Below are 21,568 nucleotides of genomic sequence, written 5' to 3' on the forward strand. Positions count from 1 at the left end.
AAACGTGGTCGGGCAACACAGATGCGAACGCCCGGGCGCCTAGTGCCCTTCGGACGCGAGTTGTTGGTCGTACTGCGCGGCGGTGAGCAGGTGTTCGAGCGTCGCGCCGGGCGCGAGCTTGATCTTCACCATCCACCCGGCGCCGAAGGCGTCGTCGTTGACGGGCTTCGGGTCGCCCTTGCGCTTCGTGGGGCCGTCGTCGACGAGCGGTTCGTTCCGCTCGATAACGGTGCCGGCCACTGGTGAGTACAGATCGGACGTCGACTTGTACGATTCGATGATGCCGAACTTGTCGCCGGCCTTCAGTTCCGCGCCGACCGTGGGCAGTTCCAGGTAGGTCGGTTCGGTGAGTTGCTCGATGGCGAACGCGGTCACGCCGATCGTGACGACGTCACCGTCTTGCTTGGCCCACTCGTGCGTGGGGGCGTACCGCAGATTCGACGGGTTCGACATGGCTTCGCTTCCTCTTGGCGAGCGGGAGCATCTGCCCCCGATGAACCGGTAACGGACGGTGGCGATAACAGGGTTTATTTCTTCCGCTTGTAGAACGGCAGCGGCACAACGGTCGCCGGGATTTTGGTCCCGCGCAAATCCACATCGAGGGCGGAACCGACGGACGCGAATTGCGGGTTCACGTACCCCATCGCCAGTGACTTATCGAGTCCGGGGCACAGACTACCGCTCGTCACGGTGCCGACCTGAGCGCCGTCCGCGTCGGTGAGCACGCACCCCTCGCGGGCCGCGCGCTTGCCTTCGAGTTCCAACCCCACGCGGACCGGCTTCTGGGTGTCAGCGGTCGCCTTCTGGATGACGTCGCGACCGATGAAGTCGCCCTTGTCGAGCTTCACCGCCCAGGCGAGTCCCGCGTGGATCGGGTCGACCGTTTCGTTCAGTTCGTGGCCGTAGAGCGGCATCGCGGCTTCGAGCCGGAGCGTGTCGCGTGCGCCCAATCCGCAAGGAACCGCGCCCTTCGCGACGAATTCCTCCCACAGCGTAACGCCGAGCGCGTTCGGCACGATCACCTCGAACCCGTCCTCACCGGTGTATCCGGTCCGGCTCACCACACAGGGCTTGTCCTTGTACCGCGTCGGCATCGCGTAGTAGTACTTGAGCGCCGTCACGTCGTCGGCGAACATGCCCTGAACCAGCTCCACCGACTTCGGCCCCTGCACCGCGATCATCGTGGTGCTGAGCGTCTGGTCCTGGATCTCGACCTCGAAGCCGGTCCGGTGCTGTTCCAGCCACGCGAGGATCTTCTCGCGGTTGCTCGCGTTGATGACGGCCGCGAACCCGTAGGGCCAGCGGTACACGAGGATGTCGTCCAGAATGCCGCCGTCGTCCTTACAGACCAGACCGTAGCGCACCTGTCCGTCTTTCATCGTTGCGACGGAATTGGTGAACACTTTCTCCAGAAACGCGAGCGCGCCGGCCCCGCCGAAGTTCACGCGGGCCATGTGCGAGATGTCGAACAGCCCCGCGCCCGACCGCACGGCTTTATGCTCCGGCGCGATACCGGTGTACTGAACCGGCATCTCCCACCCCCCGAACAGCACCATGCGGGCCTTGTGATCGGCGTGCCACTGGTACAGTGGGGTGCGGAGGTTCGCCATCGAAGTTGGTCCCAACAAACGGACGCGGGGCGGCTCCGACGTGGAACCGCCCCTGCAAAGATTATCGTAGCCCCCTGTGGACTGAATTCCAGACCGGTACGGACCAATCACAGCGCTCGAACCGGCGAGTTTGTTAATGTGTCTCATGAGGATTGAGGAGGGACTCGCGATGCCACCGCCGGGCTACGAGCCGTTTCTGAAGGCAATCTGCGAGAACCCGGACGATGATACCGTGCGATTGGTGTACGCGGATTGGCTCGAAGAGAACGGCGATCCCGAACGCGCGGAATTCATCCGTCTCCAAATCGCGGTTCCTGACCGGCCGAGGGAGTTCGATCCGCGTTACGCCCGGGTGGAAGAACTACGCAAGCTCCACTCGGGAAAATGGCGAGCCGAAGTGCCGCAAGTGAACGGCGTCACCTACGGGCAATTTCGGCGCGGGTTCCTGGACCGCGTTACGTTTCGGAACTTCCAGGGTTTCGTGGCGCGCGGCGACGAACTGCTGGCACAGATCCCGGCGTGCGACGTCCGTCTCGTCCAGGTTCAGGCCTGTGATATTGGAACGCTGCTGAGCAGATCTCACGTTCCCCAGGTAACTCTCGTTCGGATCAACGCGGGAATCGCTGGTGCAGAGGTGATCGAGCGATTGGTCACCACAGAGTGGGAATGGGGGCTCCAGGAGCTAGAAATCACTGCTCGGGGGCCGAACGCGATTAACCCCCGCCCGCGCCCGATGATTACGGACCGCGAAGCCTTGCTCCTGGCACGAGCGACCGTGTTCCCGCGCCTTTGGTCCTTGCGTCTCACGGGCACCGTCCTCAGCCCCGGCGCTTACGACGAGTTGGTAGAGCGCTTCGGGAAAGGGCTCTGGATGGGATACAGGGCTTACCCGCGCCCACCGAGTTGAGCCTCCCGGTAACCTGCTTCTGTGAGCCACCAGCCGCGTACCTCAGGTATCGTGCCAGCGAACCCTACGATCAGGTGAACAACACTCTCGCCGTAAGTGTTGTGTTCGATGTCGCGGCGACTCGGGACCGGTGCGGACGTCGGGTGTGAGTGGTAGATTGCGAGCAGTTCCAGGCCACGTTCGCGCATGTGGCGGAACGCGAAGAACATCCCTCGAGCGTCTGTCAGGTAGTCCGTTGGGCTGCGCAACTCATTTTCGATCGCGAATCGCGCGGTTACGAACCCGGTGCCGTCGCGGATGTGGCCCGCGAGCAGCCCACAACACTCCAGCGGCACATCCGCACGGGCGTGCGCGACGACCTCTTCGAGCAGCAAATCGGGGACGGATAGCGTTGTGAATGGCGGCATGATGGTGCGGCGAGTGTGCAACCCGGGTCGCGTTTCGTAATCCTATTCATCGCAAACCATTGAGGATCATCATGACCACCGTAGCCGACCTGAAGGGCCAAACGGTCGCGTTCGCCGCGAGCGGCGGGCTCGACTCCTGCACCGTCACCAAGTGGCTCACCGAAAACGGCGTCAAAGTCGTTTGCTTCACCGCTGATATCGCGCAGCCGGACGAGTCCAATTTCGACGAGATCGAAACGCGGATGCGCGCGTGCGGCGCGGCGGATTACGTCGCGATCCCGCTGCACGACATGATCGCGGAGAGCGGGATCGAAGTGATCCAGTTCCAGGCCCGCTACGAGGGGGCGTACTGGAACACGACCGGGATCGGCCGGCACGTGATCGTGGCCGGGATGATTCCCGAAATGAAGAAGCGCGGCGCCACCGTGCTGAGTCACGGGGCCACCGGGCGCGGGAACGACCAGGTGCGGTTCCAGTTGTGTACGAACATGCTGGCCCCGGAAGTGACGGTGTACGCGCCGTGGCGCGACCGCGAGTTCCTCAAGAAGTTCCCCGGCCGCTCGGAAATGATCGACTACTGCAACTCCTACAAGTTGCCGATCAAGGCGAGTAAGAACGCCCCCTACTCCACCGACGCGAACCTGCTCGGACTGACGCACGAGGCCGGGAAGCTCGAACACCTGACCACCGAGCCGTGGTTCGTGACCCCGGGCATGGGCGTGCTGCCGAAGGACGCACCGGACACCCCGGAGAGCGTCAGCGTGCGGTTCGAGAAGGGGCGCCCGGTCGCGATCAACGGGAAGGCGACCACCGCGTTCCAGGCGATCCAGACCGCGAACGCGATCGGCGGGAAGCACGCCGTCGGCATCGCGACGCACTTGGTCGAGAACCGGTTCGTCGGGATCAAGAGCCGCGGCGTGTACGAGGCACCGGGGATGGAGCTGCTCGGCTCGGCCTACGCCTTCCTGCTGCAACTCGTGCTCGACCGCCGCGGGCGCGAACTGTTCGACCAGCTCTCGCTGTTCGTCTCGAAGCAAATCTACCAGGGCTACGGCTTCGACCTCGCGACGCACATGGCGCGCGGGGCGATCGCACCGATCACGAACCTCGTGACCGGCACGATCAAGCTGAAACTCTACAAGGGCCGCGCGGAGTTCGAGGCGGCCGAGGACGTGCCGCACCAGATGTACTCCGAAGCGAACGCGAGCATGGAAGCGATCGGCTCGTTCGACCACGCGGACAGCGAAGGGTTCCTCCGCGTGCTGCAGGTCAGCGCCCGCGCGCTGGCCGCGAACGGGCAGGTGACCGCCCCCGCGTGGGCGAAAGTGTAAACGGGTGAAGGGGTGAGCGGGTGAAGGGGTGAGAAACCACAGAGGAACGAACATGAGTTGCGCTGCTGGTTGTGTACATCGGTGCTCGGGCCGGGGTGTTTTCTCACCCCTTCACCCGCTCACCCCTTCACCCCTTCTGGGGTTCTTCGCCCTCCTCTGGCTCACCACGAGTGTTGCCGCACAGGGCACGAAAGACGACTACGAGCGAGCGAACAGCGTTTCCAAGTGGACCGCCGGAAAAGTGGTCGGTGGGAAGGTTAATCAACCGAACTGGACCCCCGACGGCGAGAAGTTCTGGTACCAGAATAATCTGCCCGGTGGGAAGAAGGAGTTCGTGCTCGTCGACGTGGTGAAGGGAACGCGCGAGATCGTAGCCGAAGACAAGTTGCCGAAGGACGCAAAGCCGGTGGCCCCGCCGAAGAAGCGGTTCTCGGACGAGTCCGCATCGGAAGATAACCCCTCCCCAACCCCTCCCCTAAACGGAGAGGGGCTTGATACCGAAGAGGGCGTCCGGTCCGCGGTGCATGGCTTTTCTCCCCCTTCCTTCTTAGGGAAGGGGGCCGGGGGGTTAGGTTCTCCGGTTCTCGCGGCGCAACCCCGGCGCGGGAGCGAATCACCGGACGGAAAGTGGGGCGCGTTCATCAAGGAAAACAACGTCTGGTTGCGCGACACCAAGTCGAAGGAAGAGGTGCAACTCAGCAAGGACGGCAAGACCGATGACTCTTACGGCCGCACGTACTGGTCCCCGGACTCGAAGAAACTCGTCGCGCTCAAGACGAAGGCCGGCGGGGACCGCCGGGTAACGCTCGTCGAATCGTCGCCGCGCAACCAGCTCCAGCCGATCACGTCCACCTACGACTACCTCAAACCGGGCGACCCGATCCCGCTGCCGAAGCCGCACCTGTTCGACGTCGAGAACAAGAAGGAAGTGGCCGTTTCGGACGAGCTGTTCCCGAACCCGTGGGCCGTGGGCCACGAGCACTGGAGCAAGGACTCGAAGCACTTCTACTTCACGTACAACCAGCGCGGCCACACGGTCATGCGGTTACTCGACATCGACACCGAAACCGGCAAGGTCACCAGCGTCGTCAACGAAGAGTGCAAAACGTTCTTCGATTACGCCAACAAGCTCTACGTGAACTACCTCGACGACACCGGCGAAGTGGTCTGGATGAGCGAGCGCGACGGCTGGAACCACCTGTACCTCGTCGACCTCGCGACCGGCAAAGCGAAGAACATCACGAAGGGCGAGTGGGTGGTGCGCGGCGTCGACCGCGTGGACGCGAAGACCCGCGAGGTCTGGTTCCGGGCGCTGGGGATTCACGAGGGCCAAGACCCGTACCACGTTCACTACGCCCGCATCAAACTCGACGGCACGGGCCTCACGAAGCTCACCGACGGCGACGGCACGCACACCATCGAGTACGCCCCGGACCGCAAGCACTTCATCGACACGTACTCGCGCGTCGACCTGCCCCCAGTCGTTGAGCTGCGAAGCGCGGCCGACGGCAAAAAGGTACTGGACCTGGAGAAGGCCGACGCGACCGCGCTGCTCAAGACCGGGTGGAGCTACCCCGAGCGATTCGTGGCGAAGGCGCGGGACGGGAAAACCGACATTCACGGCTACATCGTCCGCCCCTCGAACTTCGACCCGAAGAAGACTTACCGCGTCATCGAGTACATCTACGCGGGGCCGCACGACCACCACGTCCGCAAGAACTTCACGCCCTCGCCCTACGAGCAGCGGATGGCCGAACTCGGGTTCATCGTCGTGAAGATTGATGGCATGGGCACCAGCTGGCGCTCGAAGGTGTTCCACGACGTGTGCTGGAAGAACCTCGGCGACAGCGGGTTCCCGGACCGCATCCTGTGGATCAAGGCTGCGGCCGATAAGTACAAGGAAATGGACATCGCGAAGGGCGTCGGGATTTTCGGCGGCTCCGCGGGCGGTCAGAGCAGCACCCGGGCTGTGCTCGCGTTCGGGGACTTCTACACGTGCGCGGTGAGCGACTGCGGGTGCCACGACAACCGGATGGACAAGATCTGGTGGAACGAGTTGTGGATGTCGTGGCCGATCGGCCCGCACTACGCGGAGCAGTCGAACGTGACGCAGGCGCACAAGCTGAAGGGCAAGCTGATGCTCGTCGTCGGCGAACTCGACCGCAACGTGGACCCGTCGAGCACGATGCAGGTGGCCAACGCGCTCATCCGGGCGGACAAGGACTTCGACCTGCTCATCGTGCCGGGCGCGGGCCACGGCGCGGCCGAATCGCCCTACGGCAACCGGCGCCGGATGGACTTCTTCGTGCGGAACATGCTCGGCGTCGAACCGCGGGCCAAGTAAGCGAACGGGCCGGTGATTTGCGAAGAAGCATTTTTGACAGGATCAACCGGATCAAGGCCAAACGCGGCGTTGTCTTCTGAATCCGGTCGATCCTGTTCATCCTGTCAAAAATGCTGCCTTCTGTATTGAATGTCGCGTTACAGCGCCGGGAGCCACCCGAAGTACACGCGCCACTCGTCCAGTGACATTTTCTTCATTACACAAGCCAGAGCGAAGTTACCGATAACCAACGCGACAAGCGTCGACCACACGATCATGAATGGTAGCGCGTTCCACCGGCGCACCCAAACCCAGCCGAACACCAACCCGAGCAGAACGCCCGCGCACCACCCGCCCCCGACCAGGAACCCCAGGGCCGAAAACAGAATACCAACTGCGGTCTCACCGCGGCGAAAAGCCCGAACGGTCAGCCACACGTACCCGGCCATCACCAGAACCGAGAGCTGTAGGGACGCGATCAAGAGCCCTCCGGCCCAGCCGCTCTTGGTGAGCAATTCCGCACTCTCCGCGTTCATGATCCCGTCTCACTTTAAAGCCCGTGAACGAACCGCCGCCTTCGCACGCGCTCCGGTGCGGCCCCTGCCCCGCTGCAAATTCAAAGAGCAATCCTACTGCGCCCGAATTTGCGAACCAGCCGGAGAAACTACGCACGTGTCGCCCCCGGAACGTCCCGGCGCCACAATCCGGCGAGATGTTCTCCGCGCGTGGGGGGCGATCCCTAGAATGCGCGACGGCGACCCGCGCGATCCGTCCCGTCGGGCGGCGCGGCCCGGGCGCCACTTGAGGATCATTTCATGAAGGTGCTTCTCACCGCGGCGCTGGTACTGGGGCTGGCCGGGACCGTAACGGCCGAAGACAAGGCGGGTCCGGTCGGGACGTGGAAGTGCGAAACCGACATCATGGGTCAGAAGCGCGAATCGACCGTGACCATCAAGAAGGACGGGGACAAATTCACCGGAACCGCGATCGGGCAGGACAAGAAAGAAGTGAAGCTCGACAACGTGAAGTTCAAGGACGGGGAACTCACGTTCTCCGTCGACCGCGAGCGCGAGGGGACCAAGTTCACCATCAAGTACAAGCTCAAGGTCGATAAGGACACCGTGAAGGGCAAGGCCGAAGCCGAATTCGGCGGCGAGACCCGGTCGTTCGACGTCGAAGGCAAGCGCGAGAAGAAGTGAGCCGGCCCCTCGTTCACCCGCGGTGCGCCGTTAGACTCGGGCAAACGGCCGAGTCGACCGCGGGGTGCAATCATCCCCACCCGCTCGTTAACACTCGCGGTTCGCCAAGAAGTCCCAGGCGAACCGCGAGTGTTAACGAGCGGGTGGGCTTCTGAACTCAACAATCCCACGTGTTCACCCGCGACGTCAGCCCCGCGCGGGTGACAAACAAAAAGGACCGGCGCACCATTTTGGTGCGCCGGTCCTTTGCTTTTTCGGCTCTCGGGGGCGTTACTTGCCCGATTTGCGCGGCGCCGGGGCGGTCGGCAGCACCGGCGTGCTGACCGGCGCGAACTTGCCGGCCTTGAATTGCGGGAGCAGCGGGCGGATCACTTCGCTCGGCAGCACCCACGTTTCGACGCGCCCGGCCCGGGCGATGTTGATCCCCAGGACGTTGCCCTCGAGGTCGACCACCGGCCCGCCACAGTCCTTGGCGTCCACGACCAGGTCGGTCTGGAGCACTTTCTCGAACCCGGTCCGGCGCCCGGACAGGTTGCTGCCCATCGAGTTCTGCACGTCCCCGCGGTCCTTCGGTGCGCTCCCGAGCGTCACCTTGAAGTCCTTCAGTTCGCCCTTGCGCTTCGCCTTCACGTTGATGGTGTCGCCGCCGCGGAGCGTGTCGAGGAAGTCGCGGAGCGAGGTCTGCCCGACGATCTTCTTCCCGTTCATCTCGATGATGATGTCGTCGGACTTCAGACCCGCTTTTTCGGCCGCGCCGCCGGGGTTGAGTTCGGAGATCTTGGCGCCGACGAGCGCGCCCTTGTCGTCCTTCTCGTCGGTCGGGTAGATCCCCAGGTACCCGCGGTTCGGGTTCGTGATGACGGTGTCGCGCCCGGTCAGGTTGCGGGTCATCACACTGACGATGCCCACCGAAACCGGGTCGCTCGTGGGGCCGGCCGCGGCCACCCAGTTCCCCGCGGGGACCGCGGCGGTGTCCGCGAACGTGACCGCCTTCAGCCCCTTTACGTCCACCTTCAGGAGCGCGAGGTCCGTGGCGTTGTGCGCGGCAACGGTGGTCGCCTCGTACTCGCTGCCGTCGGGCAGGCGGACCCAGACCGCGCCCTTCAGCTCGCTCGCTTTCGTGAGGATGTAGCCGGACTCGTCGACGACCGTCCCGAGGACCGTGTCCTTGTCGTCGCACTTGATCCGGACCGTCGACTCGTTCGCCTTCGCCACGACCGGTTTGAACGGCGCGAGCAGTTTGGCGTCCTTTCCGAGTTGGGCGAGGGCCGGGGAACCGGCTGCGGCCAGTACCACGGCGGTAGCAAGCAGACGCGCGATCATCGGTCGTAACTCCGCTCAGGTGGGTTGAGAAGAAACTGGTTGGGAACGTGCGCGGGCACCTCGGCCCGCGGGTCAGGAAAGGACGGTTCCGGGCGGAACCTCGGCCCGGCCCGCGCCCCGGTGGCGCGAGGGGCCGGGGGGCACTACGCCCGTTTGCTCAGGGTCACCGGCAGAACCAGGATCGTGGTCCCGCGGCGCACGGTGATCCGCACCTGGTCGCCCGGCTTCGCGGACTCCATTTGTTTGCGGAACGCCTTGACGGATTTCACAACGTCGTTGTTGAACTTGGTGATCGTGTCGCCGATTTTCAGCCCGCCGCGCCCGGCGGGGCCGTCGTCTTCGACCTCCTTCAGCCAGGCGTCTTCCTCGTCGTCGTCCGGGAACACGACGCCGATGTACGCCCCGCCGCCGCTCTTGGTGGTCTTCGGCTGGTCGACCCATTCGCCCGCGACGAGCTTGTCCCAGTCGTTCTTGAACTGGTCGGCCTGCACGTGGATGTTCTGCGAGATGGGCAGCCCGATGCGGCTGTGGATGCCGATCACGTTGCCGTTCAGGTCGAACAGCGGGCCGCCGGAGTCGCCCCCGACCAGCGTGCAGTCGGTGCGCAGGATGCTCTTCGTGCTCCCCTGGATGCGCCCCAGGCGGGCGACCGGCGGGCGGCCGTCGCGCGGGCCGTTCGGGTGCCCGAGGGACACGACCCACGTGCCCTTTTGCAGGGCACCGGACTTCGCGACCGGCAGGAACGGCCACTTGCCGTCCTTCGGCCACGCGCCCTTCTTCGACTTCTTACCGGTGATCTGCACCATGCCGCTGTCGATGCCCTCGTTGATGCCGAGGGTCTTGCCCTCGACGGTGTCGCCGTCGGGCAGCCGGATGGTCACCTCTTTGCCCGCGGTGAACGGCAGCGCGCGGCCCTCGAGGGAGCCCTTCTTCGGCATCTCGTAGTCGCGGATGACGTGTGCCGCGGTGAGGACCAACCCGTCCTCGCTCACGATGACCCCGCTCCCGGCGCTCGCCCCGTAGAGCACGGCGACCGTGGCCGGCGAGCACTTGTCCACGACCTTCTTCACGGTGGCCTGAAGCAGCTTCAGTTCCGCGAGGTCTTCCGGTTGCGTCGTGCGCGCCGGATCCCATTTCGCTTCGGGATCGGCGGCGGTTGAAGAGGCAGCGAAGGCGGCAGCAATCAACAGACCAAAACAGACGGCCCAACGAGCCGACCGTGGCGCTTTCATGGTGTGACTCCAGCGGAGCGAGGGCGTGTGTTTCCTATGAAGAGTATCGGAGGTAAATTTTGGATTCACCATCATTACCCGTTTTCTCCACTTTCTCTCATATGCGCGGGCCGTGCAAGGGGTTGGTGGTATTGTTCGCGCCCAAAGTGACCATTTGGAAGGGCAATCGTGGGGTAGCGGTGAGGAAAGATTGCGCATCACTGGTCTCGAAATAGCCGCGCTGGTAGACACGCGAGCGGCGCCCGGATTGTGAAGTCCAGTCTCGAAACGGAGCGGGAACGGTGCGCCACCGGCTGTAGAGACCTGACGCCGGCGCGAGGGGCGAAATTCCCGCTCGTCCTCAAACACTAGCACAGACGCGGGGCCGTGCTTCTGATAACAGACGAATTCGCCCCGAATCGGTACCAACCCTTCTGCGGTCACGGGGCACCGCACGCGGCCCCTGGCCCGCTCGCACCCGCTGGTCGGATGCAATCCCCGTACCTTCCCCTAGCGAGCAAGTGCGGCCCGGTGTTACAGGTGAATACCGGCCGCAGCGCTATCAATTACTTTGAGAGTCCCTCGTACCGAAAGGTGCACATGTCTTGGGAAACGTGGGGCGTGTTCTTCTTAACTGAAACGGTACTCGCGCTGTCGCCGGGACCGGCGGTGCTGTTCGTCGTCTCGACGGCCCTGCGCCACGGCGGGCGCACGGCGGTGTGGGCGAACCTCGGCATCCTGTCGGGCAACACCTTTTACTTCATGCTGTCCGCGCTCGGATTGGGAGCGGTGCTGCTCGCGTCGCACGAGCTGTTCACGGTCGTGAAGTGGGTCGGGGCCGTGTACCTCGTTTACCTCGGTTTGCGGCTGATTATTTCTCCCGGCGGGAGCGAAATCGGGGATTCGCAAGATTCCAGTGGTGCCCCAGAAGCGGGCCGGGCGCGGAAGGTGTTCCGTCAGGCGTTCATACTCCAGGCGGCGAACCCGAAGGCGATCATGTTCTTCGTCGCGCTGCTGCCGCAATTCATTAACCCGAACGAAAACATAGCGCTCCAGGTCGCGGTCCTGGCGCTCACGTCCGTGACTTCGGAGTTCGTGGTGCTGGTCGGGTACGGGTTCGCGGCGGGGCGCCTGTCGCACTGGGCGAAGCGCCCCGGAGTAACGCGAACGGCCGACCGCGCGGCCGGGACGCTGCTCGTTGGGGCGGGAATTGGTTTGGGGCTAACTGCGAATCGCTGAATTGAGCTTACCGTGCCGACCGGCGGCCTCACGCGCTGGCGAGAGTGGGGCGCGTTGCCGCTTTCACACGAAAGACCAGCCGGAGCAGATCGCGCAGCCCCGGCTCCTCGATCCGGTCAAGGGCCTCGTCGAGCGTGACCCAGGCCCGCGTGCGCAGGTTGCGCTCGGGCCACGTGTCGCGGACGTCCGTGACCGTCATCCGGTAAACCAGGACGTGGAGCTCGCGCCCGAGTTTCTCGTAGGAGTAAGAACCGAGCGGCTCGGAATCGAGCGCCCCGACGAGACCGGCTTCTTCCCACGCCTCAACGAGAGCGGCTTCGCCCGGGGTGTGGCCCGGGTCGATCTGTCCCTTCGGGACGACCCACCGGCGCCCACTACTCGACGTGACCAAACAGATGCGGCCGTCTCGAACCGGGATCGCCGCAGCCTGTCGCATCCAGATCGGCATCGGCATTTCTCCAGCGAGGGGCATTCTGTTGCGTATCTTGGCGTATCGGCGTCGGAGTTCAAGCTTCTTAGGGCGCATTCACGGGATTCACATCAAGTCGGCCGGCGGTACCTATAATTTCCCCTCAAACTGCGCCGACCGGCCTTAATGAGTGCCCCGCGCGGGTTCATCAGGTGAAATTGTTTCATGCGGCAAGAATCGTTGAGCGTCCGACAGGTGATGCAGCCCGAACCGATCACGGTCCCGGCCGAGTGCCCGGTACGGGAAGTCATGGAGCAGATGAATCGGCTCCGGATCGGCGCCGTAATCGTTGTTAATGGCGCACACGAACTAATAGGCATTTTCACCGAGCGCGACCTGCTGCGCCGGGTCGCCGACGCGGACCCGGGCTGGCGCGACGCGCCCGTTGCCGGGTGGATGACGCCGAACCCGTTCACCATCGCGCCGGACGTGGGCTGGGACGAGGCCGTGGCGCTGATGGACCGGAACCGGGTCCGGCACCTGCCCGTCGTCGACGGCGGGCGCCGCGTGCTGGGGATCGTGTCCACGCGCACGCTGATGCTCCGGCGCGCCGAAGACCTGAACCGCCTGGTCGAGAACCGCACACGCGCCCTCAAGCAGGCGCTCGACGAGATCATGTCGCGCGACGCCGAGTTGCGGTACAACCTGAGCGCCGCGGGGCGGTTCCAGACGCGGCTCCTGCTCCCGCACGCGCCCCCGGACTGGCCCGAACTGCGCTGGGGCGTTCACTACGCGCCGCTCGACCACCTGGGCGGCGATTACTACGACGTCGCGCAACCGGGGCCGGACCACCTGGGGTTCCTGATCGCCGACGCCAGCGGGCACAGCATCGCCGCGGCGATGGTCGCGATCCTGTCGCGAACCGCGTTCTCCGAGGTGTCCGGCTCTACGATTTCCCCGGGGCCGTGCTCTCGGAGATGAACGAGCGATTGCAGGGGCTGGCCGACGAGCGCTTCGTGACCGCGTTCTACGGCGTCCTCGACCGGCGCACGCGGGTGATGACATACGCGAACGCCGGGCACCCGTACCCGATGCGGTTCGTGGCCCGCACCGGCGCGGTGCAGGAACTGTCGGTCCCGGGCTTCATGTTGGGGATTGTTCCCGGCGAACAGTACCGCGAGAAAACGATCCAGCTCGAACCGGGCGACCGGCTCTGCTTCTTCACGGACGGACTGGTGGAGGCGCGCAACGAAGTGGGCGAGGGCTACGGCACCGACCGGCTCCAGCGGGCGTTTGCGCGGCACGGTTCGTGTACGGCCGACGTGCTCACGGAGCGCTTGCTCGCGGACCAGCGCGCGTTCCGCGGGGACCAGAAGCTCAGCGACGACGTGACACTGGTGGTGGGGGAAGTATCGCGAGAAGAGTGAAGTGGTGCCGCGGGTGACGCACGACGGTTGCACTTAGGAACGCAGCATGTGTAAGCGATTGGTGTGTATTGCCTGTGTCCTTGCGACGCTCCTCCTGGTCGGGTGCGGCGGGCAAATAATTCGGCCCATGCCGAAGCACTACACGACCGAGGACTTGCACCGCCTGGCAATGGACGATCTGGAACTCGCTGAACTCGGTACACTCGAGCCCAAGCCTCCGCAGACGGAAGAGTTCTACGTGGGGCGGGGTAAGACGAATCGTGGTCGGGCCGTGAAGGTCGATGTCCGAATGTACTCAGATCGCGTCGTGTTTAGTGCCTACGCAGACTCGGACGGGCACGTTGTGAACAGAGTTATACGCAGCAAATAATTACTTGCAATTGCGTTGCGTGCTAATAACGCCAGGGCCATTGAGTTCTCGCGGTTGCGTCGTTCCACCCGCTCGTTAACACTCGCGGTTCGCCTGAGTCTCTTGGCGAACCGCGAGTGTTAACGAGCGGGTGGATAGCAATACCTGCCCCTTCCACACATTAAACAGCCCTGCTAATAACGCGGATCAGAGCCAGGAACCAAGAAGGTTCGATTTCTGGCTCTGATCTGCGTTATCCGCGTCATCCGCGGCTCTTTCTTTGTACTTCCTACTTCGCTTTGGCCGCGTCGAGCACCTTGAACATCGGCAGATCGGCCGGGTGAATGGCCCGGGCATCGATCCCGCGGCGCTTCGCTTCCTGGAAGGCTTTGTTCGCCTCCTCGGTGCTCTGCGACGACTGGCTCATCCGCAGCAGCGCGACGTGGAACCACCGCAGCGCGGTCGGGTCTTGACTGATCGCTTCGGCCAGGTCGCGTTCGGCCGCGGTGAACTGCCGCAGCGTGATCTGGACGCGGGCGCGGGTGTCGAGCAGGTCGCCCGTCAGCCCGCTCTCGCGGGTGGCCCGTGCCACCAGATCCAGGGCTTTTTCGGCCGTCGCGGGGTCCGCGGCGAGCAACCACGCGAGGTTGTTGAGCGCGATCACGTTGCGCGGTTCCTTCGCGATCACCTTCTCGAAGCCCTCGGTGGCCCCCTTCGTGTTGTGCCGGATCGCGAGGAACTCGGACCGGTTCAGCAGGAGCGGGATCGAGTCCGGTTCTTCCGCCAGGCAGTCGTCGAACCACTTCTGCACCAGTTCGCCCTGGCGGTCCGTGACGGATCCGCCGCGCACGATCGCCAGCCCCGCGCTCGCCCGGAGGCGGTTCGGCAGGTAGCGCCCGAACCGCTCGATGCGGTCGAAGGCTTCCGTCGCGCGCCCGTCGGCGGCCAGCACGCCGGCCACGCCGACGATCCCTTCCGGGCGGTTCGGCAGGACGGCCGTGTAGCGCTCGACGGCCGCGGTCGCCATCCGCCGGGCGACGGGGGTTCCGCGCACGTTGGGCAGGCGGCTCAGTTCGTCGAGCAGTTCGGCCACGCGCGCCGATCGCATGAGGTAGTCGCCGGTCCCCGAGTCCGCGACCCGGGCGTAGTCCTCGGCGACCGCCAGCCCGCGGTCCGGGCGCCCGGCCTTGCACTCGAACCGCGCGACGCTCGCCAGCGAGCTGAAGTCACCGCCGTGCGAGGCCATCAGCTTCCCGGCGAACGTGGTCGCGGTCGTGAAGTTGCCGTCCTCGACCAGTTCGTCGAGCGCGGCCCGCAGGTAGAAGGCGTAGGACGGGTCGCGCGGGTCGTTGAGCAACTGCTGGAGGCACTGGCGGCTCGCGGGGCGCATGTTGATCGCCCGGTACAGTTGCGACATCGCGAACAGGTAGCTCGGCGCGTTCGTCAGCTTGTGCGCCGCGCCCAGCGACTCGATCGCCTTCTTCAGCACGTCGCGCCGGTCGGCCCCTTCGAGGTAGCGCCCGAGCGTGGTGAGCACACTGGCGGTGGCCCGCAGTTCTTCCGGGGTGGCGTTCTCGGTCGTGGTCACGGCCTTCAGGAGCGTCATGGCCCGCGCCCGGTCGTCGGAGGTTCCGCCGACCGCGTAGATCATCGCGAGGTTGCGCCGCGCCCAGTCCGCGTCGGTCGGGGTGATGTCTTTGCTCGAGAGCAACCCTTCGAGGATCTTGGCGCCCTCGGCCGGTTGCGACTTGCTGAGCTTCACCGACAGCCGCGCCTGCGCGAGCACGCGCTTCTCCGCCGGATCAGAAACGTCCGGCACGAATGTGCTCCCGGCGGCCGTGTCACAGTACACCGCAACCATTCCGAAGTACGCGGGAGCGGGGAGCTTGCCACGAGCCGCGGCGAGCACCTCGGGACCGGCACCGGCGTTGTCCTTCGACACGAACAGCGCCTTGCGGAGCCAGTCGTCGGAGGTCGCGCGGGGTTGTTTGGTGGCGTCATCGAGCAGAATCGCGGCTTCCGGGTGCCGCAAGTTCACGGCACACTCCGCGACCCACGCGGAACCACCCGGGTCGCGCGCCACGAGGCCCTTGCACTGGTTGAGGACGGTGTTCGCCGCGCTCGCGGGCAGGACCGGCAGCACGTGACCGACCACGCGGCGGAACGGCTCGCCGGCCCAGCGCGGATCGTTGGACAGGCGCACGAGGAACTGCGCCGCGCGGTCCGGGGCGTTCGACCGCACCAGGTGCGCGAGCAGCGCTTCCGCGGATTCGTAGCGAGTCGGTTCCAACTGGAACGCGCGCTCGGTCAGCGTGCCCGCGCTCACGGAATCGCCGGTGAGTTGCTTGAGGCGAGCGAGCGCGAGGCAGGCGTCGGCTCGCGTCGGGTTCTCTCCGAACGCGGCGGTCACGCGGGTCACGATCGCCGGTGCGCTGTCGGTCGCAGCCGTGCGCGCGTCGCACAGGGCGACCGACGGGCCGTTCGCGCCTTCGAGCTTCACAAGCGCGTTCCGAGCGACCGTGCTCGATTCGCTGGCTCCGGCGCGTTCGTGGAGTTTCAACCACATGCCGGTGTTCGAGGGCTGACGGGCGACGATGCTCCGGAGCATGCGCACCACGTTCGTGTTGTCGCCGAGTCGGTCGTACACCTCGATCAGCCCCGACAGGAGCTTGATCTGTTCGTTCTCCGGCCAGCCCTCGATGCGGTCGTCGAGCGCGTCGAGCGGGCGCACCTGGCCCGGTTCGCGTGCGTACAGAGTAGCCCGGGCGAGCCGGATGTCGGCACAGTCACCGGCCGAAGCCTGAGCTTCGTCGAGAACCGCGAGCCCCGCGACGCAGCCGCTCAGATCGGCTGTCGCCAGCGAGAGGGCGGCCCACAACCGCGCGTCACCGGCCCGGCGCACCGCTTCCTGGCGCAACAGCCGCACCGCGTCCGGGAGCCGGCCCTGTGCGGTCATCACTTCCGCGACGAGGGTCACCGGTTCGGACGACCCGCGTGTGAATCGCGCTGAAAGCTGCTTCGCGAGTGCGTCTTCCACGCGGTGCCAGCTCTCCGCGGCGCCGAGCGGCAGCGTCCGGGCCTTAACTCGCGCCCACTGCGCGACGACCGTGCCCGTGGCGTAAGGCGACTGCAGCGCGCTGTCGAGTTCGCGGGACGCGGAGTCGAACTTGCCGAGCGTCATGTACAGGTTGCCCAGACCGACGTGGGCGGTCACGTTCTTCGGGTCCGCGTTCACCACGCGCTGGTAGGCCTTCTCTTCGGAGGTCGAATCGCCGAGCTTGTTGAAGCTCGTAGCGAGGAGCAAGTTGAGCTGAATGTCCAGCCCCGGCAGCCCGACGATCTCGGCCCGCAGGCTCTCGATCACCGTGACGGCCTGTTGCCACTGCTGTTCGCGCATCGCAATGCGAGCCTTCAGGTACTTCACCTGAGTGGCCGGGGCCTTGCTCGCTTCGAGCCGGCGCAGGAGTTCGGTCGTGCGAACCGTATCGCCCTGGTGGACCAGCAGGTCCGCGAGCGGCACCATCAGGTCGAGGTCGGTGGGCGATGCCTTCAAACCGTCTTCGAGCACCGCGATCGACGCGGCGGTGTTCCCGCGGACCAGTTCCAACCACGACAGCCCGCGCACGATCTTCTGGTTCTTCGGATACAGTGCGACCGCGTCGCGCAGCAGCGCGTGGGCCGCGGGGAGGTTGCGGCTGCGCTGCATGATCTCGGCCAGCAGGAGCGACGCTTCGGCGTGCTCCGGGTCGAGTTCGAGGACACGGTGGAGGTCCACCGCGGCGCGCTTGTACGGGTCACCCTTACGTGCAGCGCTCACGTCTTCGGCGGTGAACGTCTCGAACCGCGCGCGGATCAGGTACGCTTCCGGGTTCTGCGGGAGCGCCTTCACCATGCGGTCGAGCACGTCGCGTGCGCCCGCGCCGTCTTCCATGTTCTTCCAGACGAGCTGCGCGAGCTGCTGGTAGCCGAGGAGTTCTTCCGGCGCGCACCGCACCGCGGACTCGTAGGACTTGCGTGCCGCGGCGGTCTGGTTCATGCCGACGTGCGCCTCGGCGGTCTGGTGCCACAGGCGCGACTCGTTCGGGAACTCCTTCAGCAACTCCTCGCCGTGGGTGACGGCGTCGGCGAACTTCCCGAGCTTCAGCGAGACGGTGAGCGCCTTGCGCCGGATCTCGTGCCGGTCCGGGTCGAGCCGGAGGATCTTGTCGTAGAGGAAGAGGAGCTGCGGGCTGCCCTTCTGGGCGCCGGGGCGCGCCGCGAGCAGGTCCGCGAGTTGTACCTGGGAGTCCACGTCTTCCGGGTGGAACTCGAGGTACTGGCGCAAGTAGTGGATGGCCATGTCCGACTTGCCCGCGTCCGCGGCGCGCTCGGACTGCTGTTTCAGTGCGGTCGGGATGCGCTGCGCCTGGATCTCGTGCGCGCCGAAGAGCACGCCGGTACACACGAGGAGAACGAGGACGAGCTTGAGGAGGAAGCGCTTGTTGATCGTCGGCATGTATCCGCGTCCGTGCGACCGCCGCGGTCGTGTCGGATCGCCCGAACCGGACAAGCGAGCGCGGCAGACCGGGCATGGTAAGCGGTCCCGCGCACGCGATTCAACCCCAACGGCGCGGCGCCGCCGAAATTGGGGCGAAGTGCATAAAGAGCTGGCGCGCCGGCGGATTCATGCGTCGGATCACTTCCCCGCCCGGTCCGGGGCGAAGAACGGGCGCCCGGAGCGGTGAAGGATCTGGTACCCCATTCCGGTGAGCGGAAAATCCTTCGCGACCAGCCGCTTCACCTTGGTCTTGATGCCCGTCTCTTCAACAATGTCCCCGGGCTTTGGGTCCAACACGCCCAGGCTATCGGTGTGGACCACGAAGCGCTCGGGGCGCACGCCCCGCCCGAGCTGTTCGAGAAACGCATCGATGCTCTCGGTTTGGAGGCAAAACGATCCCGCGACCAGTTTGAGGCGGAACGTCTTCACCATCCACAGGGCGGCAATCGGGTCCGTGTAAAAGTATATGGGTTGCGCCACGCGAGCCTCGAACAGTGTTTGTGGGAAAAGATGAAGGTTTAGCGAACACGGACGCGCGGGTACACCCCAGTTGTTGATCGAGTGACCGTTTGATGGGAAGGTTCTGTGTCACAAAACTAATTGCGCGGACCGTTCCACTCGAAATGCGAAGCGCGCGGTGAGGCGATACCGGGTGCGCGTAGCCCCCTTCCCCGCCCCCGCCGCGGTAGCCGGTTACGAGTTAGCGGGACTGGAGTTTGAGTTCGCTCAAAGCGATTCGGAGCAGATCGGGGTCGCGCTCGCCGAAGTGCTCGCGAAGATCCCGTTCCGGGGTGGAACTGGTCGCGCACAGAACGGCGAAATAAAGAGGAGCCGCGTCGGTGTACTTGTGGAGCGATCTTTCGAGTGCGATCAGCAGATTCGGCACAGCGCCCGCCGCTTCGGGACCGTAAATACCCAGCACACCGACCGCGTCCGATACCACATCCGCATCGAGCAACAGGCGGTTCAACTCCGGCACAACGTCTTTAGCGGGCGGCTTCAATTCGCCGAGGGTCCGAATGACATCGGAACGAACGGTGCTGTCGTAGAGGTGATAGTTGAGCAATTGGGGCACGACCTCGAGCGCGGCCGCGCCGAACACGGGCAGGGCACGAATCGCGGCCGCGCGGACGGCAGCGTCCGAGTGCTTTAGCTGTGCGACGACCGCGCTCAGGAGTTCCGGAGCCGCCAACTGGAACTCGCTAATGTCCCACAGTGCGGCGAGCCGGAACGTGGCGCTGCGCAGCGCCAACCGTTCCAGTACGAGGGCGGGCGTGATGGTTGGAGGGCGGTCGATCGTGGCCGGTGTGAACAGCGCGTCGCCCGTTTTGTCGAGAAAGCGCAAGCCCGACGCGAGGGCCTTGCGCGCGTCCGGTCGGAGGTGGTGGCCCCACTCCGGGTGCTCTTCGCCCCGCACGTGGGCGAAGAGGGCCATCGCGTAACCGAACTGGATCGACGACAGGTACCCGCGTTTGGAGATCGACCACCAGCTCATATTGGCTTCCCACCCGGAGGAATCGCGGATGGTCGCGGTCGCCGCGAAAACGCCCGTGCCGAGGAACACGGGGAGCAGGTCCGTGGTCGTCTCGTGGTCCGGTTCGTGCCCCGTCAGGTGCCCGCCGCGCAACAGGATCTCGTGCGCGAGTTCGTGAACGATCGTGGCGATCAGCCCGGGCGGGTCCGCGGTCTGTGACTCGGCGATAAAAATGTGCCCCTTCGTGCGCATCTCGTACAGCCCGGCGGCGTCGGGCATGAGGTGATCGGGGAGTAGCTCCAATACGACTCCTTCTGGGTCGACGCTCATGTACCCGCACATGCGGTCGAAGCAGCGGCGCACGTCCGCGGGGCTCCCGGTGTACGAATCGGGGAGGAACTCGGCGGTCGGGAGCACGACGCGCGCGTTCCGCATCCGGGGCGCGCCGAACCGCTCGACGAACCACAGCATGCGCCGCTCGATCCACGCTTTCTCGGCGGTGGGGAGCGGGCACTTGGGAGTGAACAGACCGAACATGGGCACCCCGGGCGCGGTACACGTCTCGTTTCGCGACCCATCGTACCACGAGCGTCGGGCCGTGACAGCACGGGGGGCGGGCGATTGTTGAGCGGTGCATGGATTGCGGGGCGTTGTGAATAGCTGGGCGCCCGAGGAAAATTCCCCCGTGGTCCGTAACTCGGTGACGGCACTTACGCTAGGTTCTCGGAACGTCGTGGGACAAAGTAGCAACGGGCCGAACCCGCTGAACTGAATCCGACCACATAATTTTGTTTGTCGTTGCTCATTGCGCGCTCGTGCCGCTAACTTGGATCGCGGCCGGTGAACTACGTTATTCGGCGTGTAAGGGAGCCAACATGAAATCGTATCGCTTTCATCTGATCGCAGCGGCCTGTGTCACGATCGCTTCGACGGCGGTCGCACAGGAGCAGAAAGAGCCCCCGAAGCTTGATGAGGCAACGATCAAGGCGTGGGCGGACCAAGGGGCCAAACTCGAATGGCTGTCGATCGTGGACGGCCAGTTGCGGTACGATTCGCGCCCACCCGCAAGGGCAACGCAACTGTTGCCGGTGTTCGCCTACAGTGGGAAGGGAGATGTTGGCGCGACCGACTTCACCAAACTTCCGGTACCTCAGATTCCGTTCGGCGTCCGGCTGTTCAACGAGAAGAAAGGGGTGGGCGCCGCGTTGAAGAATCTAGCGGGTGTCAAGAACCTTTCCGGCCTAGCGGTCTCCGAGTGCGTGGCAACCGAGAAGGAGTGGCAAGCGCTGGGGGCATTCAAGCAACTGACACTCCTGGACGTATCGGGTGGGTATCAACGCGACACGCGCCCGCCCGAGTCCGTGCTGAAGTTACTCAAGGACTGCAAAGCGCTCGAAACGTTAGCAATTCATGGCATGCGTCTCACTGAAGCCGGGGTGAAGAACCTCACGGAGTTAAAACAGGTGCGCCGACTCGTGGCTTCGGGTACGGGTCTTTCTGACGCGCTTCTCAAAGAACTCAAGAGTATGGAGCGGCTTGAGGAACTGGACCTCAGTTTTACTGCCGTTACCGATATGGGCGTGACAGTCCTGAAGGATTTCAAAGCCCTCAAGGTGCTGAGCCTCGCGTCTACCAAAATCACCGATACCTGTGTCAAGGATCTCGACCAATTCTCGAAACTGAAAGTGCTCAACGTGTTTAATACAAAGGTCTCGAAGACGGGACTGGACGCCCTTCGGAAAGCGCTGCCGAACTGCACTATCAAAGATTGAACGGGCGCCGTTGAATTTGCATGAGGACAAGGGTGAGGCGAATCCCGGGT

The 21,568-nt window shown here is 64.8% G+C and carries 19 protein-coding genes; 9 read left to right on the forward strand and 10 right to left on the reverse strand.

Annotated features, from left to right (window positions below; all coding sequences use genetic code 11):
* Positions 1–39: 39 nt before the first annotated feature.
* Positions 40–453 (reverse strand): glycine cleavage system protein GcvH, encoded by a 414-nt coding sequence (gene gcvH, locus VT84_RS24935; protein WP_082841392.1) that lies wholly within the window; start codon positions 451–453, stop codon positions 40–42.
* Between the two features lie 74 nt (positions 454–527).
* Positions 528–1,610: a glycine cleavage system aminomethyltransferase GcvT gene (gene gcvT, locus VT84_RS24940; protein WP_082841393.1), complete on the reverse strand. Its 1,083-nt coding sequence runs from the start codon at positions 1,608–1,610 to the stop codon at positions 528–530.
* A 169-nt stretch (positions 1,611–1,779) separates the two neighbouring features.
* Here gcvT and VT84_RS24945 point away from each other — a divergent pair, with 169 nt between their 5' ends.
* Positions 1,780–2,517: a TIGR02996 domain-containing protein gene (locus tag VT84_RS24945; protein ID WP_162271840.1), complete on the forward strand. Its 738-nt coding sequence runs from the start codon at positions 1,780–1,782 to the stop codon at positions 2,515–2,517.
* On the opposite strand, the gene VT84_RS24950 is transcribed toward VT84_RS24945, so the two are convergent.
* Entirely contained in the window at positions 2,496–2,924 is a 429-nt protein-coding gene (locus tag VT84_RS24950) for a M67 family metallopeptidase (protein WP_082841395.1), read from the reverse strand. The two genes, VT84_RS24945 and VT84_RS24950, sit on opposite strands and share 22 nt — an antisense overlap.
* A gap of 71 nt (positions 2,925–2,995) precedes the next feature.
* On the opposite strand from VT84_RS24950, the gene argG reads away from it, so the two are divergent.
* Together argG and VT84_RS24960 are read left to right on the forward strand one after the other, a co-directional pair.
* Positions 2,996–4,255 carry an argininosuccinate synthase gene (gene argG / locus VT84_RS24955; RefSeq protein WP_082841396.1) on the forward strand — a complete coding sequence of 420 codons (1,260 nt, stop codon included), beginning with the start codon at positions 2,996–2,998 and terminating at the stop codon, positions 4,253–4,255.
* 52 nt (positions 4,256–4,307) lie between these two features.
* Complete coding sequence (locus VT84_RS24960) at positions 4,308–6,599, forward strand: DPP IV N-terminal domain-containing protein (protein ID WP_082841397.1); 2,292 nt, start codon at positions 4,308–4,310, stop codon at positions 6,597–6,599.
* A gap of 137 nt (positions 6,600–6,736) precedes the next feature.
* On the opposite strand, the gene VT84_RS24965 is transcribed toward VT84_RS24960, so the two are convergent.
* Positions 6,737–7,114, reverse strand: coding sequence for a hypothetical protein (locus tag VT84_RS24965; RefSeq protein WP_082841398.1), 378 nt, complete (start codon positions 7,112–7,114; stop codon positions 6,737–6,739).
* Between the two features lie 279 nt (positions 7,115–7,393).
* Between VT84_RS24965 and VT84_RS24970 the strand changes: the two genes are divergently transcribed.
* The gene (locus VT84_RS24970; RefSeq protein WP_082841399.1) at positions 7,394–7,777 is read left to right on the forward strand and encodes a hypothetical protein; all 384 of its coding nucleotides are present in this window, start codon (positions 7,394–7,396) and stop codon (positions 7,775–7,777) included.
* Between the two features lie 270 nt (positions 7,778–8,047).
* On the opposite strand, the gene VT84_RS24975 is transcribed toward VT84_RS24970, so the two are convergent.
* Together VT84_RS24975 and VT84_RS24980 are read right to left on the reverse strand one after the other, a co-directional pair.
* Positions 8,048–9,100: a S1C family serine protease gene (locus tag VT84_RS24975; RefSeq protein ID WP_082841400.1), complete on the reverse strand. Its 1,053-nt coding sequence runs from the start codon at positions 9,098–9,100 to the stop codon at positions 8,048–8,050.
* Positions 9,101–9,243: 143 nt separating this feature from the next.
* The gene (locus tag VT84_RS24980) at positions 9,244–10,332 is read right to left on the reverse strand and encodes a S1C family serine protease (RefSeq protein ID WP_162271841.1); all 1,089 of its coding nucleotides are present in this window, start codon (positions 10,330–10,332) and stop codon (positions 9,244–9,246) included.
* Positions 10,333–10,911: 579 nt separating this feature from the next.
* On the opposite strand from VT84_RS24980, the gene VT84_RS24985 reads away from it, so the two are divergent.
* Positions 10,912–11,550 carry a LysE family translocator gene (locus VT84_RS24985; protein WP_162271842.1) on the forward strand — a complete coding sequence of 213 codons (639 nt, stop codon included), beginning with the start codon at positions 10,912–10,914 and terminating at the stop codon, positions 11,548–11,550.
* 28 nt (positions 11,551–11,578) lie between these two features.
* Here VT84_RS24985 and VT84_RS24990 read toward each other — a convergent pair whose 3' ends face one another.
* Entirely contained in the window at positions 11,579–11,998 is a 420-nt protein-coding gene (locus tag VT84_RS24990) for an NUDIX hydrolase (protein WP_162271843.1), read from the reverse strand.
* A gap of 186 nt (positions 11,999–12,184) precedes the next feature.
* Between VT84_RS24990 and VT84_RS42015 the strand changes: the two genes are divergently transcribed.
* The 3 genes from VT84_RS42015 to VT84_RS25005 are packed head-to-tail and all read left to right on the forward strand — an operon-like array spanning position 12,185 to position 13,756.
* Positions 12,185–12,940 (forward strand): CBS domain-containing protein, encoded by a 756-nt coding sequence (locus tag VT84_RS42015; protein WP_082841404.1) that lies wholly within the window; start codon positions 12,185–12,187, stop codon positions 12,938–12,940.
* Positions 12,937–13,386: a PP2C family protein-serine/threonine phosphatase gene (locus tag VT84_RS42020; protein ID WP_082841405.1), complete on the forward strand. Its 450-nt coding sequence runs from the start codon at positions 12,937–12,939 to the stop codon at positions 13,384–13,386. The genes VT84_RS42015 and VT84_RS42020 overlap by 4 nt, the downstream gene beginning before the upstream one ends.
* Before the next feature lie 46 nt (positions 13,387–13,432).
* On the forward strand, positions 13,433–13,756 hold the full coding sequence (locus VT84_RS25005; RefSeq protein ID WP_082841406.1) for a hypothetical protein: 324 nt from the start codon (positions 13,433–13,435) through the stop codon (positions 13,754–13,756).
* 268 nt (positions 13,757–14,024) lie between these two features.
* Here VT84_RS25005 and VT84_RS25010 read toward each other — a convergent pair whose 3' ends face one another.
* The 3 genes from VT84_RS25010 to VT84_RS25020 form a co-directional block, all read right to left on the reverse strand.
* Positions 14,025–18,230, reverse strand: a complete 4,206-nt coding sequence (locus VT84_RS25010; protein ID WP_082841407.1) for a tetratricopeptide repeat protein — start codon at positions 18,228–18,230, stop codon at positions 14,025–14,027.
* Positions 18,231–18,410: 180 nt separating this feature from the next.
* Complete coding sequence (locus VT84_RS25015; RefSeq protein WP_052560300.1) at positions 18,411–18,752, reverse strand: hypothetical protein; 342 nt, start codon at positions 18,750–18,752, stop codon at positions 18,411–18,413.
* A gap of 220 nt (positions 18,753–18,972) precedes the next feature.
* Entirely contained in the window at positions 18,973–20,283 is a 1,311-nt protein-coding gene (locus tag VT84_RS25020) for a hypothetical protein (RefSeq protein WP_082841408.1), read from the reverse strand.
* Positions 20,284–20,621: 338 nt separating this feature from the next.
* Here VT84_RS25020 and VT84_RS25025 point away from each other — a divergent pair, with 338 nt between their 5' ends.
* Positions 20,622–21,518 carry a leucine-rich repeat domain-containing protein gene (locus VT84_RS25025; RefSeq protein ID WP_082841409.1) on the forward strand — a complete coding sequence of 299 codons (897 nt, stop codon included), beginning with the start codon at positions 20,622–20,624 and terminating at the stop codon, positions 21,516–21,518.
* The last annotated feature ends 50 nt before the right edge of the window (positions 21,519–21,568 follow it).

Origin of the sequence: Gemmata sp. SH-PL17 (genome assembly GCF_001610855.1) — a bacterium.
Classification (GTDB): Bacteria; Planctomycetota; Planctomycetia; order Gemmatales; family Gemmataceae; genus Gemmata; species Gemmata massiliana.

Coding starts and splice junctions, on each gene's coding strand:
- gcvH (WP_082841392.1), bottom strand. CDS start 453: ATGTCGAACCCGTCGAATCTGCGGTACGCCCCCACGCACGAGTGGGCC.
- gcvT (WP_082841393.1), bottom strand. CDS start 1,610: ATGGCGAACCTCCGCACCCCACTGTACCAGTGGCACGCCGATCACAAG.
- VT84_RS24945 (WP_162271840.1), top strand. CDS start 1,780: ATGCCACCGCCGGGCTACGAGCCGTTTCTGAAGGCAATCTGCGAGAAC.
- VT84_RS24950 (WP_082841395.1), bottom strand. CDS start 2,924: ATGCCGCCATTCACAACGCTATCCGTCCCCGATTTGCTGCTCGAAGAG.
- argG (WP_082841396.1), top strand. CDS start 2,996: ATGACCACCGTAGCCGACCTGAAGGGCCAAACGGTCGCGTTCGCCGCG.
- VT84_RS24960 (WP_082841397.1), top strand. CDS start 4,308: ATGAGTTGCGCTGCTGGTTGTGTACATCGGTGCTCGGGCCGGGGTGTT.
- VT84_RS24965 (WP_082841398.1), bottom strand. CDS start 7,114: ATGAACGCGGAGAGTGCGGAATTGCTCACCAAGAGCGGCTGGGCCGGA.
- VT84_RS24970 (WP_082841399.1), top strand. CDS start 7,394: ATGAAGGTGCTTCTCACCGCGGCGCTGGTACTGGGGCTGGCCGGGACC.
- VT84_RS24975 (WP_082841400.1), bottom strand. CDS start 9,100: ATGATCGCGCGTCTGCTTGCTACCGCCGTGGTACTGGCCGCAGCCGGT.
- VT84_RS24980 (WP_162271841.1), bottom strand. CDS start 10,332: ATGAAAGCGCCACGGTCGGCTCGTTGGGCCGTCTGTTTTGGTCTGTTG.
- VT84_RS24985 (WP_162271842.1), top strand. CDS start 10,912: ATGTCTTGGGAAACGTGGGGCGTGTTCTTCTTAACTGAAACGGTACTC.
- VT84_RS24990 (WP_162271843.1), bottom strand. CDS start 11,998: ATGCCGATCTGGATGCGACAGGCTGCGGCGATCCCGGTTCGAGACGGC.
- VT84_RS42015 (WP_082841404.1), top strand. CDS start 12,185: ATGCGGCAAGAATCGTTGAGCGTCCGACAGGTGATGCAGCCCGAACCG.
- VT84_RS42020 (WP_082841405.1), top strand. CDS start 12,937: ATGAACGAGCGATTGCAGGGGCTGGCCGACGAGCGCTTCGTGACCGCG.
- VT84_RS25005 (WP_082841406.1), top strand. CDS start 13,433: ATGTGTAAGCGATTGGTGTGTATTGCCTGTGTCCTTGCGACGCTCCTC.
- VT84_RS25010 (WP_082841407.1), bottom strand. CDS start 18,230: ATGCCGACGATCAACAAGCGCTTCCTCCTCAAGCTCGTCCTCGTTCTC.
- VT84_RS25020 (WP_082841408.1), bottom strand. CDS start 20,283: ATGTTCGGTCTGTTCACTCCCAAGTGCCCGCTCCCCACCGCCGAGAAA.
- VT84_RS25025 (WP_082841409.1), top strand. CDS start 20,622: ATGAAATCGTATCGCTTTCATCTGATCGCAGCGGCCTGTGTCACGATC.